The organism is Suilimivivens aceti (assembly GCF_025567405.1).
Lineage (GTDB): Bacteria > Bacillota > Clostridia > Lachnospirales > Lachnospiraceae > Suilimivivens > Suilimivivens aceti.
In genome coordinates this window covers 68,042-83,393 of record NZ_JAOQKJ010000002.1, presented here as the reverse complement: position 1 = coordinate 83,393, position 15,352 = coordinate 68,042, and the positions used below count along the sequence as shown (strand labels likewise).

17 protein-coding genes are annotated in these 15,352 nt (G+C 43.1%); 4 read left to right on the top strand and 13 right to left on the bottom strand.

The window, feature by feature from the left end; genetic code table 11:
• The first annotated feature begins 93 nt into the window (after nucleotides 1–93).
• The 4 genes from OCV77_RS02140 to OCV77_RS02125 are packed head-to-tail and all read left to right on the top strand — an operon-like array spanning nucleotide 94 to nucleotide 2,092.
• On the top strand, nucleotides 94–987 hold the full coding sequence (locus OCV77_RS02140; RefSeq protein ID WP_262572953.1) for a LysR family transcriptional regulator: 894 nt from the start codon (nucleotides 94–96) through the stop codon (nucleotides 985–987).
• Between the two features lie 48 nt (nucleotides 988–1,035).
• Complete coding sequence (locus tag OCV77_RS02135; RefSeq protein WP_118797040.1) at nucleotides 1,036–1,209, top strand: spore coat associated protein CotJA; 174 nt, start codon at nucleotides 1,036–1,038, stop codon at nucleotides 1,207–1,209.
• On the top strand, nucleotides 1,206–1,481 hold the full coding sequence (locus OCV77_RS02130; protein WP_118797041.1) for a spore coat protein CotJB: 276 nt from the start codon (nucleotides 1,206–1,208) through the stop codon (nucleotides 1,479–1,481). Before OCV77_RS02135 ends, OCV77_RS02130 begins: the two co-directional genes overlap by 4 nt.
• A gap of 2 nt (nucleotides 1,482–1,483) precedes the next feature.
• Nucleotides 1,484–2,092 carry a manganese catalase family protein gene (locus OCV77_RS02125; RefSeq protein ID WP_262572950.1) on the top strand — a complete coding sequence of 203 codons (609 nt, stop codon included), beginning with the start codon at nucleotides 1,484–1,486 and terminating at the stop codon, nucleotides 2,090–2,092.
• Between the two features lie 96 nt (nucleotides 2,093–2,188).
• Here OCV77_RS02125 and OCV77_RS02120 read toward each other — a convergent pair whose 3' ends face one another.
• The 13 genes from OCV77_RS02120 to cdd all read right to left on the bottom strand — a co-directional run bounded on the left by OCV77_RS02120 (nucleotide 2,189) and on the right by cdd (nucleotide 15,347).
• Nucleotides 2,189–2,617: a type II toxin-antitoxin system HicB family antitoxin gene (locus tag OCV77_RS02120; RefSeq protein WP_262572948.1), complete on the bottom strand. Its 429-nt coding sequence runs from the start codon at nucleotides 2,615–2,617 to the stop codon at nucleotides 2,189–2,191.
• A 12-nt stretch (nucleotides 2,618–2,629) separates the two neighbouring features.
• Nucleotides 2,630–2,827, bottom strand: a complete 198-nt coding sequence (locus OCV77_RS16590; RefSeq protein WP_334307692.1) for a type II toxin-antitoxin system HicA family toxin — start codon at nucleotides 2,825–2,827, stop codon at nucleotides 2,630–2,632.
• A gap of 214 nt (nucleotides 2,828–3,041) precedes the next feature.
• A complete protein-coding gene (locus OCV77_RS02110; RefSeq protein ID WP_262572942.1) occupies nucleotides 3,042–3,842 on the bottom strand; it encodes an MBL fold metallo-hydrolase in 801 nt (266 codons plus the stop codon).
• A 100-nt stretch (nucleotides 3,843–3,942) separates the two neighbouring features.
• Entirely contained in the window at nucleotides 3,943–5,391 is a 1,449-nt protein-coding gene (locus OCV77_RS02105) for a spore germination protein (RefSeq protein ID WP_262572939.1), read from the bottom strand.
• Nucleotides 5,392–5,476: 85 nt separating this feature from the next.
• Nucleotides 5,477–5,911: a dUTP diphosphatase gene (locus OCV77_RS02100; protein ID WP_118797044.1), complete on the bottom strand. Its 435-nt coding sequence runs from the start codon at nucleotides 5,909–5,911 to the stop codon at nucleotides 5,477–5,479.
• Nucleotides 5,898–6,419: an anaerobic ribonucleoside-triphosphate reductase activating protein gene (nrdG, locus tag OCV77_RS02095; protein ID WP_262572936.1), complete on the bottom strand. Its 522-nt coding sequence runs from the start codon at nucleotides 6,417–6,419 to the stop codon at nucleotides 5,898–5,900. The genes OCV77_RS02100 and nrdG overlap by 14 nt, the downstream gene beginning before the upstream one ends.
• Before the next feature lie 3 nt (nucleotides 6,420–6,422).
• Nucleotides 6,423–8,609: an anaerobic ribonucleoside-triphosphate reductase gene (nrdD, locus tag OCV77_RS02090; protein ID WP_262572933.1), complete on the bottom strand. Its 2,187-nt coding sequence runs from the start codon at nucleotides 8,607–8,609 to the stop codon at nucleotides 6,423–6,425.
• Nucleotides 8,610–8,635: 26 nt separating this feature from the next.
• Nucleotides 8,636–9,811 (bottom strand): aminotransferase class I/II-fold pyridoxal phosphate-dependent enzyme, encoded by a 1,176-nt coding sequence (locus OCV77_RS02085; protein ID WP_262572931.1) that lies wholly within the window; start codon nucleotides 9,809–9,811, stop codon nucleotides 8,636–8,638.
• A 101-nt stretch (nucleotides 9,812–9,912) separates the two neighbouring features.
• Nucleotides 9,913–10,074, bottom strand: a complete 162-nt coding sequence (locus OCV77_RS02080; RefSeq protein WP_262572927.1) for a hypothetical protein — start codon at nucleotides 10,072–10,074, stop codon at nucleotides 9,913–9,915.
• 30 nt (nucleotides 10,075–10,104) lie between these two features.
• Nucleotides 10,105–11,778 carry a MutS-related protein gene (locus OCV77_RS02075; protein ID WP_262572925.1) on the bottom strand — a complete coding sequence of 558 codons (1,674 nt, stop codon included), beginning with the start codon at nucleotides 11,776–11,778 and terminating at the stop codon, nucleotides 10,105–10,107.
• Nucleotides 11,779–11,793: 15 nt separating this feature from the next.
• Complete coding sequence (locus tag OCV77_RS02070) at nucleotides 11,794–13,524, bottom strand: methyl-accepting chemotaxis protein (RefSeq protein ID WP_262572922.1); 1,731 nt, start codon at nucleotides 13,522–13,524, stop codon at nucleotides 11,794–11,796.
• Nucleotides 13,525–13,542: 18 nt separating this feature from the next.
• On the bottom strand, nucleotides 13,543–14,865 hold the full coding sequence (locus tag OCV77_RS02065) for an amidohydrolase family protein (RefSeq protein WP_262572919.1): 1,323 nt from the start codon (nucleotides 14,863–14,865) through the stop codon (nucleotides 13,543–13,545).
• A complete protein-coding gene (gene cdd, locus OCV77_RS02060; protein ID WP_118797051.1) occupies nucleotides 14,862–15,347 on the bottom strand; it encodes a cytidine deaminase in 486 nt (161 codons plus the stop codon). The genes OCV77_RS02065 and cdd overlap by 4 nt, the downstream gene beginning before the upstream one ends.
• Nucleotides 15,348–15,352: the final 5 nt, after the last annotated feature.

Below are 15,352 nucleotides of genomic sequence, written 5' to 3'. Positions count from 1 at the left end.
CTTGTATTGGAGAACAGTATAGTATAAATTAATATATAAGAAAATTTAAATGTTTTTATATTATATATAATTTTTTGCTATATAGGAGGACTTATGGAAATCCGTGAACTGAAAACATTTGTTACAGCCGCTGAATACATGAATTTTTCGAAAGCAGCTGAAAAGCTCGGATATACCCAGGCATCAGTCACATTGCAGATACAGCATCTCGAGAAAGAGCTTTCAGTCTGTCTCTTTGACCGGATTGGGAAAAAGGTGTATCTGACTGACAAAGGCACACTTCTGTTGGAGCATGCCCAGATCCTTATACGGAATATAGAATCCCTTACAGCAAAGCTGCAGGATAACACAGCAAGCATGGAAACGATCCGTATCGGTATTTCAGAATCTCTTCTTTCCTGTGATTTTTCTGATCTGATACATACCTTTGAATCCCATTACAGTAATATATCTCTTATCCTTAAAACTGGTGTAAGGGATCATCTATCCGAACTCATGATGCGGAATGAGCTGGATTTTTCATTTATTATTGACCAGAATGTTGGCGATCCGGACTGGAATGGCACTGTCCTTGGCAGTGACCAGGCCTACTTTACTGCTGCTCCATCACATCCGCTTTTTCAGAACCGGAATCTTGCGATAACAGACCTGCTTTCCGAAAAAATTATCCTTACAGAACAAGACTTCGGATACAGTCAGGCTCTTCTTCAGCTGCTTTCCAGGGAAGGCATTTTCTTAAAGGCAAGTCTGGAAACAGGAAATACGGATTTTATCCGTGCCATGCTTCTGAAGGAAAACTGTATTTCCTATCTTCCCAGATATGTGATCGAAAAAGAACTTTCTTCAAGACAGCTTGCCATTCTTCCGCTTCCCCAATATAGCGTCACTGTCTACAGACAGATCATCTATCGGAAAAATAAATACCTGACTCCTGCAATGTCATCTCTGATCCGCCTGATCAGGGAACAGTATGGAACATCAAAATAGCCCTTTCATACAATATATTAAATAGACAGAAAAATATGAGAGGATTTTATGCAGGATTACAGCTTCAACGAATATTTTGAACGATTTCCTATTGCTATGGCATATGTTCCATGGCAGCATCTTACAAGCATTTATGAGGATCTTGAAGAAGGCTATTGTAATGGCACCATCTTTCCTGAGCTGACAAAACCATTTACAGGAAGGAGATGTGTGAATCCATGAATAACCGTAGTAAAATGACAGATCAGCAACAGCTTTATCACGACATAGGTGTGATTGATTTTGTTGTTGTGGAAATGACAGAATATCTGGATACCCACCCGACTGACCGTGAAGCCATGGAGTATCTGAATCATTACGTCAGAATGAAAAACCAGGCCATGCAGGAATATGCCATGAAATACACACCCTTGCGCATTTCTGATGCACAGTTCTGTAAAAAAGGTGAATGGGAATGGGCGACAACCCCATGGCCCTGGGAAGGAGGCTGCTGACTATGTGGAACTATGAAAAACGATTACAATTTCCGGTAAACATCAAAACCCCAAATGCCATGCTTGCACAGGCAATCCTCAGCCAATATGGTGGACCAGACGGTGAGCTTGGCGCTTCTATGCGTTATCTTTCACAGCGTTACTCCATGCCTTATAATGAAGTGGCAGGGGTACTGACTGATATTGGAACAGAAGAGCTGGCACATCTTGAAATGGTTTCTACCATCGTCCATCAGCTTACAAGAAACCTTTCCATGGAAGAAATTGAGAAATCCGGCTTCGCCAATTATTATGTGGATCACACTGTCGGTATCTGGCCTATGGCAGCAGGCGGCATTCCCTTTAACAGTTGTGAATTCCAGTCAAAGGGCGATGCCATTACGGATCTTTTTGAAGATATGGCAGCCGAGCAGAAAGCCCGCTCCACCTATGACAATATCCTCCGCCTTGTCAGGGATGATCCGGATGTCTATGAACCCATAAAGTTCCTTCGCGCCAGGGAAGTCGTACATTTCCAGCGTTTTGGCGAAGCTCTCCGTATTGTCCAGGATAAGCTGGACTCCAAAAACTTCTATGCCTTTAACCCGGAATTTGATAAATGTAAATCCTGATATTCGCATATGACACAGAAGCATTTCTGATGCCATAAAATAATGCAGGGGAAGCCTGTTTCAGCGGCTTCCCCTTGTATTAACTTTTTACGGTATTCATCTGTTTTGGGTCGTTTGTAAAACTGTTATAAGTGCATCCTGTAATACTTTGGACACATTAAGACCTTCCCTATCTGCTGCTCGATTTAACCAGTTCGGAAGTGTTACATTTCTCCGGACTGTTCTCCTATCAACCTTCTTTCTATACTCAGCAAGATCAACATCTACATAAGTTACACAGGTTTCCCCTTCACCAGAAAAGATTCCTTCGTCTTTATTAATCTTCTCAATAGCCGAGGGTTCTTTAATGTCAATTCCTTCATCTTCTCTTGTAATAATTTCCAGACCGATTGCATCCCTGGCCATTTCTATAGCATCTGCAATTCCATAGCCTTCTGTCTGAATATTCAGATCCGGAACCTCAACTAAAATTGTATTTTTCGTGTCCTTCGTTTTGGTCAACAACACCGGATATGCTTCTTTCATCTCTGCTCCTTTCTACAGTCCCCATTTCCGCAATATTGCCATTGCTAATTTCTCATGTATTTCCTTATGTCTTGGAATTTGCTCCGTATCCCCATTTCTGATATATACATCATGATTTCCACCATGACGTAAAAAACGAAAGCCAGCCCCTTCAAGCTTCTTTATTAAGTCCCTTCGTTTCAAGTGTAACTCCTTTCTCTTATTATACACATTGAGTGTGTATAATACAATTGCATAACACTGCAATTTTTATAAATAAATACAAAATCAACCATGTTGGATTTTACTGACTGCATGAATATTTCCAGCCAAACAGATTTTTAAGATTCTATCAGATCACTGTTTTGAATATCTTCAAAGACACTTTTATTATAAAACAGGGATCAAAAATGTCAATCTGATCATTTTTGATCCCAGGCTTTTCCTACAACTCCATTACTTCCAGGTCATCTGGCACGAACAGGTTCCCATTGTAATAGCTTTTCCCCTCTTCCAGATACTTTTCTTTCCGGCAGGCTATATTTTTATCCTCGGTATGATACAGGACGAGATTTTTCACCTGCAGCTTTTCTGCCAGTTCACAGGCATCCTTTACCGTAGAATGATGCTTCTCATAAGGTTTGAAGATATCCGCCTGTCCATACAGACAAAAAGCCTCATGGAGAAGCCATTTGCTTCCCCTCGCATATTTCTCTTCACATTCCTTATAAGGTTCATCCCCGCAGCAGGTCAGCTTTTCTCCGTTTCCAAGATCCATGCAGAACCCAAACTGCTTCGCCTTGGTGGACTGGATATCGAAAAAGGTAACCTTTCTTCCAAGGATTTCCTTTTCTTCTCCATCTGCTACCGGTATGAGATGCATCTTTTCATCCAGATACTGCACTTCTTTTTTGGCAAAAAGCATCTCTGACATACTGCGGATCAGCCGGATCACTTCCTCATGCCCGTAGATCACAGCTTCCCCCTCATAATTTCCCCTGCTCATATTCTGACAGATCATCCTTACCATCCAGAGGATCCCAAGCAGATGATCCACATGCTTATGGGTTACAAAAATCGTCCGCATATCCTGCCAGTTCAGATGTGCGGCTTTAAGCTGATGTAAAAGACCATTTCCACCACCACCGTCAACCAGAAAATATCTGTCATTTTCCTGCAGTACAAAACAGGTATTATAGCACTGTGTCACTGTTGCATTGCCAGTTCCAAGCATAATCATTTTCATAATCGTTTCTCCTCATTTGCATCATTATAATATGATTATAGCAAAGAGAGCTTTTAGTTAGAACAGCAGATTTTCTCACTTATTTATCCGCCTTCCGTCTTTATTCTCTGGCTCCTGGGAGTCTATAACGGATAAATCTTCTGGCAAGACGTTTCAGATTTAATGGAAGCAGCGGATAAATATAGCTTTTCCCGGAAATTGTTTTATTAGATACCAGCGCAATGACCATAACGAGCAGTGCAGCTATATACCCCCATATATCGAAAAGCGCTGTCAGGATCAGAGCCAGGATCCTCATAAACTTGATCGCATATCCGAGTTCGTAGCTTGCCTGTGTATAATTGGCGATCGCCACGAAAGCCATATACAGCATAACCTCTGAATTAAACCAGCCGCTATTCACCGAAAACTCCCCAAGCACCAGTGCCGCCATGACACTTAATGGTGTACTCAGCATATTAGGGGTATTGACCGCCGCAAGCCGCAGACCGTCAATGGCTAGCTCCAGGAGCAGGAACTGCCAGATAAGCGGAATATTGACCGTATCTTTGACTTCAATAAAGGTAAAACCTGCAGGAATCCATTCCAGATGCTGTGTCAGCAGAAGAAAGGTTGGTGTCAGAAGATATGTCAGAATGGCGATCAGAAACCTGGTCAGACGTAAGTACGTTCCAGTGATGGGAGGAAAATAATAATCATCTGCTTCCTCGATCACATCAAAGACAGAGGTCGGTGTGATCATGGCTGAAGGGGAATTATCAACAAGTATGACCACATCCCCCTCCAGGATCTGTGCCGATGCTGTATCCGGCCGTTCTGTAAACTTAAACTTTGGAAAAGGATTATACCATTTTTTCTGATACAGACACTCTGCCAGGCTCTCCTGATTCATAGTCAGGGCATCCACCTTGATATTCTGGATCCTCTTCCTGATCTGCTCCAGGAATTTCTGGTCTACTCTGTTTTCCATATAACAGAGCACAATATCTGTCTGGGAGCTGTTGCCAGCATGGAACATTTCCATTCTGAGATTGGTACTGCGGATCCTCCTGCGTATCAGCGCTGTATTAAATACGATAGTTTCCACGAATCCATCCTTGGATCCACGGAGTGCTTTATCCTTCTCCGGCTCTGACACACTTCTTGCAGGATAGGTTCTGGAGTCGATCAGAATACACTGATCATATCCATCAATAAAAAGAGCAAATACCCCGGACATGATAAAATAAATGATCTGACTGAAATCAGATTGCAGATCCACTTCAACATACGGGACACATTTTTTTGACATTTCATGGGCATTTTCCGGAAGTTCTTCCGGTTTGATATCCATAAAGCGCTGCAGCATTTTCTGCATCAGCTCGTCCTTACAGAAACCATCCACAAAGTACATACAGGCTTCCCTTCCCCCGATCTGGATCACACGGTACACCAGATCGAAGTTTTTATCAATATCAAGCTTCCGGTTCAGAAAATCCATATTTTCCTTCAGCGAAGCTGTCATGGCATCCTTTTGCTGTCTCAGATTATCAATTCCATTAACATCCATAATAAAAAGACTCCTTTTACGCACATACTGATTACCTCACCATTATGTGGCAAAAGAAGTCCTTTTATACTCATTTTTTCATTTTTTATTGCTTTCCTGTTGTGCCAAAGCCGCCTCTGTCCACACCGGTAAGCGCTTTTACCTCTTCAAACTGGATCTTTGGCTGATTTTCCATAATACGGAACTGGCAGATCCTGTCATTCACTTCAATATGTGTATCTCTCATAGCATAAACCGGCATTTTCCATTCATCATTGTCCCCACAATAAGAACTGTCAATCACACCCTGATGATTAGTCTGGATAATCCCGAAATTCTTAAAAGTTGAGCTTCTTGGCACAATATGCGCCTCATAACCCTTTGGCAGCTCCATGGCAACACCAAGAGGGATCAGTTTAAATTCTCCCTTTTTCAAATCCACCGACTCCGCTGCCCGAAGATCGATCCAGTCAGATTTGCCGTCAATGTAGGTCAGTTTTTCAATTTTGTCTGTAAAATATTTGATTTTAATGGTTTCCATAGCTGTAATCTCCACAATGCAGAACCGGGATCACTGGATCTGTCTGTTTTAAACTTTTTTGTACATCGATCACTCTTTGGTTACTGCTTCCTTTCCAGAGAAGCTTCACATCCTTTTTATCTGCCATAAATTCTCCGTCTACCAGGACATCAATATATTGCATCATGGCATAATGAAGCACATTTTCCCATAGATCTCCTGTATAGAGCCATATCGTCTTATCCGGATATTTCTCCCGTATCTCGGCCATGAGGTTCCTTACCTCAAGCCGGTTTGCTGAATGCAGCGGATCTCCTCCAGAAAAGGTAATCCCGGAAATATAGGGCTTATCAAGCTGGTCAAAGATCTCCTGCTTTGCTGCCTCATCAAACGGGATTCCACCGTTTGGATCCCAGGTGATCGGATTCTGGCAGTCCTTGCAGCAATGGGAACAGCCCGCTACCCACAATACAACCCGCAGACCGTCACCATTCAGCATATCGTCTTTCGTAATATTGTGATATCTCATTCCCTACATGCTCTTCCTTTCTGAAATTTCTGCCATTTTTGCCTCATTCAGTCTGGTATCCCCATGTACTCTGGAATAGGAAAGATAACCATTCATTCTCTCTATTTTTGTCAGATTCTTGCTGCCGCATTTAGGACATACATCCATTTCAAGCTCCTGATGCCCGCAATCATCACAGTATGCCAGTGAAAGATTTACTCCTTCATAAAATCCCATTTCCATTGCCCTGCGGATCAGGGTTTTGATCGCTTCTATATTGTAATCAATTGGATACTTCACATACTGGATCTTACCGCCATTGGATAATTCCCAAAAACGGTATTCCAGATCCTGCTTCTGGATCGGTGTAATATCTTCAGTCACATGGCAGTGAAAGCTGTTAGAAACATATTCCCTGTCAGAAACGCCTTCGATAATGCCATACTTGGCACGGAACTGCTTCACCTGAAGACCGCAGAGACTCTCTGCCGGTGTTCCGTAGATGGCATAGAGATTGCCATCCTCTTCTTTAAATTCATTGATCCTTTCATTAATATACTCCAGCACCTCCAGTGCAAATGCCCCGTCCTCTACCAGAGATTTCCCATTATAAAGCTCCTGCAGTTCATTAAACGCAGTAATGCCAAAGCTTGCTGTCGCTGTTTTCAGGATCGGCTTAATCTTGTCTGTCAGCTTCAGATGTCCGCCAAGGAATCCACCTTCACAGTAAGCAAGCGGATTAGTGGACGCCCTCATTTCTCCAAGGTAAGCATAGGTTCTGATATGAAGCTGTCTGATCAGGTTCAGGTAATAATCAAGAACCTCGTAAAAGTCCCTTCCTTCCTGCCTTGATTTGGCAAGGATCATCGGAAGATGCAGGGACACGGCACCGATATTGAATCTTCCCACAAATACAGGCACATCATTTTCATCTGCCGGATGCATACCGCCTCTCTCATACCAGGGAGACAGAAAAGCACGACAGCCCATGGGAGAAATAACCTTTCCGTACTGCTTATACATACTGGCAATATAACCTTTTCCAGTAAGGGAAAGCCAGTCAGGATACATGGTTTTGGCAGAACATTTCACCCCAGCCTCAAACACATCCTCAAGCTCCTTTCCGGGACCATGAAGATTTTCATCATAAAGGAATACAATTTTCGGGAAAAGCACCGGTTTTTTACAATCCTTTTTCCCCTGTCCCTTTCTGCGGACATTCAACAGGGAGATTGTAGCAAGCTTTGCAAATCTGCCTGTACCGATTCCTGCAGTTACTGTAATAAATGGATAATCTCCACGGCTGCTGGCTACTGTATTAAACTTATACTCCCAGCCCTGGAAGCCCTGCTCGAACTCTCTTTTTACATCTGCATAAGCCTCTGCTTCTGCACTTTCTTCATCAATTCCCAGTCTTTTATACTTTTCAAGGCTCTTATGATAGGTCTTCTCTGCATACGGCTCCAGGATCTTATCTACTTCCGGAACTGTGAAACCGCCATATTGCTGGCTGGCTGCACTTAAGACGATATCACCGATCACGTCAAAGGCAACATCCAGTGTCTTTGGCTCATTATACCAGATATTTCCCATTTCAAAGCCGCCTGTCAGTACGCTTGCCACATCAAAAAGACAGCAGTTCATGGTATCTCTTCTTGCAGACATATCATGGACATAGATATAGCCATCCCTGCAGGCCTGGATCTCTTCTGTGGTCATAAAGAACTTCTGATACAGCTCTTTGTTAAACTGATTGAAGATCAGACTTCTCTTGGTTGAAACCAGTGCACTGTCGGTATTGGCATTTTCTTTATCACCGACATACATAATGGACTGACTCTTTTTATAGACATCATCCATCATCCTTACAAAATCCTGCTTATAGTTACGGTAATCCCGGTAGCTCTTTGCTACAATAGGCTTCACATCCTCCAGGGCACTCTCTACGATATTATGCATGATCGGAATGGGGATCCTGTCCTCTTCCAGTTCATCTACTTTATCGATCACATACTGGCAGATATGCTTTTTTTCTTCTTCCGTGAATTTGGTCAGGGCGCGGTAAGCACTCTTTCCAACCGCATCAATAACCTTCTGTACATGGAACGCTTCCAGGCTGCCATCCTTTTTGATGACCTTAACATCTCTCTTTGGTCTGTATGCTTCATCCAGTGCAGAAGCCTCCAGTTTTTCCTCTGTTTCAATACTCATCTGTTGCTTTCATCCCCTTTTATCTGTTATTTTCTGATCATACCGCTGTTTTCAATCGCTTTTACCGCTTCCTTTATCCTTTCAACAGGCATGGTCAATGCAAAGCGTACATGTCCCTTTCCCCGTTTTCCGAAGCTGCTTCCCGGTGTACATAAGACACCTGCCCTTTCAAGCAGCTCCATAACAAAGCTGACATCATCCGTATAGCCTTCTGGAATGGCTGCCCAGGCAAACATACTGCCCTCACTGTCCTCGATATACCAGCCTATCGAACGAAGCCCGCTGCAGAGAGCATCTCTTCTCTTCTGATACTCAGCACACTGTGCCTTTACTTCTTCATCACTGCCGGTAAGGGCTGCTACCGCACCGTACTGCACCGGAAGAAATGCACCATAATCGATCTGTGACCTGAGCTTCTTAAATGTCTGTACCAGGAATTCATTTCCCACAATGAATCCCATTCTTGCGCCTGTATAATTAAAGCTCTTTGACAGAGAGTAAAATTCTACACAGATATCCTTTGCCCCTTCATGAGAAAGGATAGACTTGCCAACGTGTCCATCATATACAATATCAGAATAAGCATTATCATGAACGATAATGATATTATTCTCCTTTGCCCAGGGAATCAGCTCATCATAAAAGCTGTCCGGTGCGATCCTGCAGATCGGGTTTAACGGATAGGAAACGATCATCATCTTTGTCTTCTTTAATAATTCAGGATCCATTCCTTTCAGATCTGGCAGATAATCATTCTCTTTCAGCAGAGGATAGGTTCTTACATCTGCCATGGCAAGGGATGGTCCTATGGAAAAGATCGGATATCCCGGATCCGGAACCAGCACAACATCTCCCGGATTACAGTATGCCAGCGCAATATGGGCAATTCCTTCCTGAGATCCGTAAACGGCTGTAAATTCAGCTTCCTTCAGTTCTACCTGATATCTTGTCCGGTAACGCTCTATCAGTGCCTGCTTCAGTTCCGGGATCTCTTTCAGGGAATATTTGTAGTTTTCCGGCTTTCTGGCTGCTTCTTCTACAGCTTTCATAATGCGTTCTGACGGTGGAAAATCCGGTGTACCAACGGAAAGGTTATATACCTTTTTCCCTGTCTTTTCTACTTCCGCCTTCTTTTCATCCAGAAGCTGGAAGATTCCTTCCTCATATTCCTTCATTCTGTCTGCTACCTGTAAATTAAGCATATCTCTCCTCTTTTCCTGTGCACATTTCTGCCAGGGAACTATCCTTTGCAGCTTTTTTACGCACGTATAGTATAGAAAAAGTGTTCATTGGCTGAACACTTTTAAGGGGTTTGTACACTATCCTGTACATCCTTTTCTTTTTCGTTTTTACTTTTGCGGAGCTTAATGCCGATGAAAATTGCCACTCCTACGATTGCTGCTATCAGAAGCAGTAATAAAAAATAAGACATAAAGGAATTAAAAAATAAAATCAGATTATTCATGTCTACCGCCTTTCTCAACTGCTTTTTATTTTAGCATGACCAGACTCCTTTTTCAAGAAAATCAGAAGCCATCTTTTCAGCTGTTTCTGTTATTTTTTTGTCATATCCCATTCCTGCCAGCAGTCTGATCGCATTTCTTGATCTGACACGTCCCTCCTTTAGCTGATATGGGAAGATCACTTCTCCATTTTCTACCACTTCTACGAAATGATAATTATGATATTCCTTCTGCAAAAGCACAGTCAGCTCTACATCATGTGTTGCGGCAAAGCAAAATACACCCTCTTCCTTCAGATATTTCAGGATCTGGGCAGCTGCTGCTATCCTCTCCACAGTATTTGTCCCTCTCAAAATCTCATCTGTAAATGCAATAACGGGTGTTCCCTTTACTTCTGCTGCATCTATTATTCTCTTCAGCGCCCTGATCTCCGCAACATAAGTGCTTTCCCCGTTCAGAAGATCATCACTGATAGAAATTGAGGTATACAGTCTGTAACAGGGAGCTGCAAATGCTTTGGCCATGCAGGTATGAACTGTCTGTGCCAGCAGGACATTGATTGCAGCCGTTCTTAAAAAAGTAGACTTTCCTGAAGCATTGGAGCCTGTGATCAGTACGCAGTCAGTGGTATTCATGTCATTTACTACCGGCTTCTTCAGCAGCGGATGATAAAGTCCCTCTGCCATGATCCCCTTCTCCTGGTATTCCGGAATACAATTTCCGCTGTTGCCTGCCCGAAATGCCACGATCGCTATGAATGCTTCTATCTTTCCCGTAATACGGATCAGCTCTGCAGCTTCTTCCTTGTACATAAGAATCTGTTTTTTTCTGTGATAAAAAAACAGCAGATCCATATGCAGCAGCATATTTATATAATCAAGCAAAACAGAAAAGGGATCAGATGAACTTCTGATATTTCCTTCAGGCAGAAGAAAGGCTCCTCTTTTCAGCCTCTGCAGCTTATTTACAATGTTTGTAAGTTTATTTATATCTCCCTGCCACGGTCCTGTAAGCTGTGGAAATTTTTCTGCCTGCTTCACAAATAAAATCAGATACGAAAAGCAGCTGATGTAAGGCGTGATCGCTGCTTTCCTTTTAAAATACGACAAAATATTATAGATGCAGACTGCCACCATCATGCAGATTCCAACCGGAAAATTCCACAGGATCATAATCACAGAAAAAAACACAAGCCACACTGCCAGATACTCGGATACAGCCTTCTGCTCCGGTGCTTTCTCAAGCTGCTCCAGCTGTTCATACAGAGAACGGGAGCATTTCTTTACTGACAGCCTGTGAAATAACATCTGGCATGCTGCCCTTTCCCTTGGATGTTCCTGAAAATAACGGATCTGCAATTCCCTCTGTGCAAGAAGCTCAGGATCTGTCAATGGTGTTCTCAGAATTTCATAAAGAGACTCTTCTCCGGCCTGTGTTTCCACAAAAGCAAGCCGGTCATAGACCTCATCCATCTGAAGATCTTTCCAGGTAATATCGTCTATATAAAACTCCCTGTTCCTTCGTTTATAGCCATCTGCGATTTTCTGCTTTCTGGCAGCACTGACCTTTTCCGGGGGCTGTTCACCAAAATGATATAAAATGCGATCCCTATATTCTTTTTCTTCTCTGCGGCTCTGCAGATATGTTCTGGTGATCAGGAGCAGAAAAAACAAAACAATTACTGCCAGAAACATAAGATAACCCATATTTTTTACCTTGCATTATTCAAAGATAAACATTTTTACACAATCTTCCAGACTGACAGCAATTTCATGCAGATTATTGGCATTTGCAGCAATATTGCTGATAACAGCATTGACTTCCTCTGCAGATGCTGATGTTTCCTCTGTACTTGCAGCGTTTTCCTCTGCAATGGCCGTCAGATTCTGGACAATATCCACAACCTTGATCCTTGCTTCATCAAGTCCGGCTGTCCGTTTCGCAATCTCACGGATTCCTTCTACAGAACGGTCTATTCCGTCCTTAACCTTATTAAACGCATCCTGTGTATTTGTTACATTGACATCCTGCTTATCAATAACTTCCTTTACGTTCTTCATCGTGTCTACAGACTTTTCTGATTCCTCGATCAGCGTATTAATGATCGCTTCGATCTGTCTTGCAGACTCATTGGACTGCTCTGCCAGCTTCTGGATCTGGGCTGCTACTACAGCAAAGCCCCGTCCCTGTTCACCGGCTCTTGCAGCTTCAATAGATGCGTTTAAGGAAAGCAGATTAGTTTCTTCTGCGATATCCGTAATGATCTCTGTCGCCTCTTTGATCTTCTGTGCAGACTCATTGGTTACATTTGTCTGTTTATAGATCACTTCCATAGCATCCTTTGTCTGCTGATTGATCTGTCCAAGCTCTTTCAGAATGGTAACTGCAGAATTTCCGGCATCACGCATGGCTCTTGCATTGGTACGGAGATTTTCAACCTCTGTATTGGCTTCTTCGATCATGTTCCCCATTAAAACCACATTTTCAGATGCTGACTGCGTTTCCTGCGCCTGGGAGGTTGCGCCCTTGGCAATTTCTGTGATCGCATTTTCTACCTGTTCCACTGCTGTAACTGTTTCACTTGTCCCTGTGCTGAGTGCTTCAGAAGATTCATATAATTCCTGGCTTTTTCCCTTGATCTGCTTTGCAATATCAATCAGTTCCAGACGCAGAGTATTGACTGCATGTCCCATTATGCCTGTTTCATCTTTCTGCTTCAGCATATGCTTCTGATCATCATTTTCCCTGAAATCCATATCTGAGATTTTATTTATCACTCTGGTAATCACGCCAATCGGTCTGAACATCAGTGAAGTTATGAAAAAGGTAAATACACTGCAGACGAGGATCAGTACAAGTGCTCCTATCAGACTGTAATTTGTAGTTTCATTCAGACTTGCAAATACCTCATCTCCATCGGCTGTAATGATCAGGACAAACGCTGCTTCATTTCCTATATAATAAGCTGCATATTTCTGTTTTCCCTTAAACTCATACTCAATTACGGAAGGCTCTGGTTTCTTTCCCTCTCCGATCTCTGTAAGAAGCTGCTTTGCCGCTACATTCTCTACCGGAAGGCCGATCTTGTCTGCTGTCGGATGATACAGCATGGTGCCGTCTGTCCCTGAAAAAATATAAGCGTAGCTTGATGGCATCCCACTGATCGAAATGCCTTTAAGATCGTCCTGCAGCGCTTCTGCGGAAAGAACTGTATCAGCTCCTTCACTTGCCAGCTCCCTGTCCAGATTTTCGCCTTCGACAACAGTAATATCCTTCATATAATTTTCAATAACCGTCTCAAGATTATTCTTTGATTTTGGAACGATCATCAGCAGGCAAAGACCTATGGCAAATATGATGGCAATAAATACCAGTAAGAAGATTTTCATTTTTAATGAATGCATCGTATTTGCTTTTTTCCCCTGTGTTTTGTTTATTTCCTGATTATTCATGGCTTTTCCCTCCTTATATCACAACACATTTTTTGAAATTTTCTGTTTCTTGTCCTTTATGATCTCTTCTGCTCTCTCATAGATGGCAGCCGGACCCTCCGCTGTCTGAAACACTCCATTTTCATAGAGGATCTTTCCGCCGATCATAGTTAATTTTACATTTATCTTGCTTCCACTGTAAACTATATTCTTGGAAATATTGTTAAATGGCCTCATATTAGGCTGATCCAGATCGATCAGTATCATATCTGCCAGTTTCCCTCTGGCAAGCACATCTGCATCCGGAAGTCCCATGGCATGAGCCCCGTTCACTGTCGCCATTTTCAGAACCTCCATCGCATCAACGGCTGCTGCATCCTCCTCCTTCAGCTTGGCAAGCCCTGTTACCAGGAACATCTCCCTGAACATATCAAGACAGTTATTGCTTGCCGGTCCATCTGTTCCGAGTGCTACAGGTATTCCTTCCTTCAGATACCTGCTGATCGGCGCTGTTCCACTGGCCAGCTTGGTATTGGAACCCGGATTGGATATCGCATACAGCTTTCGTTTTTTTAATACTTCAATATCTTCTTCTGACATGTGTACCAGATGGTAACCGCCTCCGCCGTAATCAAACATGCCAATGGAATCCAGAAATGCAGCCGGTGTCATCCCATACCGATCCCTGCATCCCTCTACCTCAGCCTTCGTTTCACATAAATGGGTATACACCGGCGCCTGATATTTATGGGAAAGCTCTGCGATCTTCAGCAGCAGCTCCTTTGAACAGGTATATTCAGCATGAAATCCAAGCTTAAAGGACTGCAGCGGACTTTTATTATTCAGTCTTACATACCAGTCCTCCAGTGCCTCCACTGACTGGCTGAAATTGTTAACGCCGCCAACCTGTACGCCTCTCATTCCCATGGAATCAAAGGCTTCAAATATTGTATCCGGTGTCAGATACATATCAAAAACCGCTGTAATACCACTTGTCAGGTATTCCAGTACGGCAAGCTTCGTCAGCTCACCAATCTCATCTCCGGTCAAAAGTGCTTCCACCGGAAAGATCTGCTGATTCAGCCACTGGTCAAGCGGCAGGTCATCTGCAAAGGATCTCAGCAGGGTCATTCCTGAATGCGTATGTGCATCCTTGAATCCCGGCATCAGCAGATTACCATTACAGTCAATTTCGCGATCCCAGATAATCACAGGTATCTTAAGCTCCTGAAAGATATCATCGTTGCTTCTGCCCTCTCCCACATACAGGATACGATCACCACTCACCCATACCTCTCCGGAAAAGATTTTCCTTCCTTCTTCCATGGTGAGGATCCTGGCGTTAAAAAAACGAATGTTCATTCCGTGCCTCCCTCCAATTCTTTAGCTGACAGATTCTCCGGTCCAAAGCTGTTTGGCAAAAGCTCCTCCAGGCTGAAAATCTGAAAATCTGTTATATTCCTTGCTACGATCACCTTAAATGCAGCATCCTTTGCAAATTCACGCATGACCTGTCTGCAGACACCACACGGGAATGCATATCCGCTCAGCATATCTGTTTCCTTTTCGTTTCCTCCTGCAATGGCAATCGCCTTCAGGGAATGTTCCCCTTCACTTACTGCCTTAAAGATGGCACAACGTTCTGCACAGATGGTTGGTCCATAAGCTGCATTTTCAATGTTGCATCCTGTATATATCTGTCCACGTTCTGTCAGAAGTGCTGCTCCTACCTGAAAGTGGGAATAAGGTGTGTACGCATTTTTTCTGGCTGCAAGTGCCTTCCCTATCAATTCCTCTACAGGAAGCCTGTCCTGATCCGGGTCTTCACACTGTACTTTTTCCATTTTCA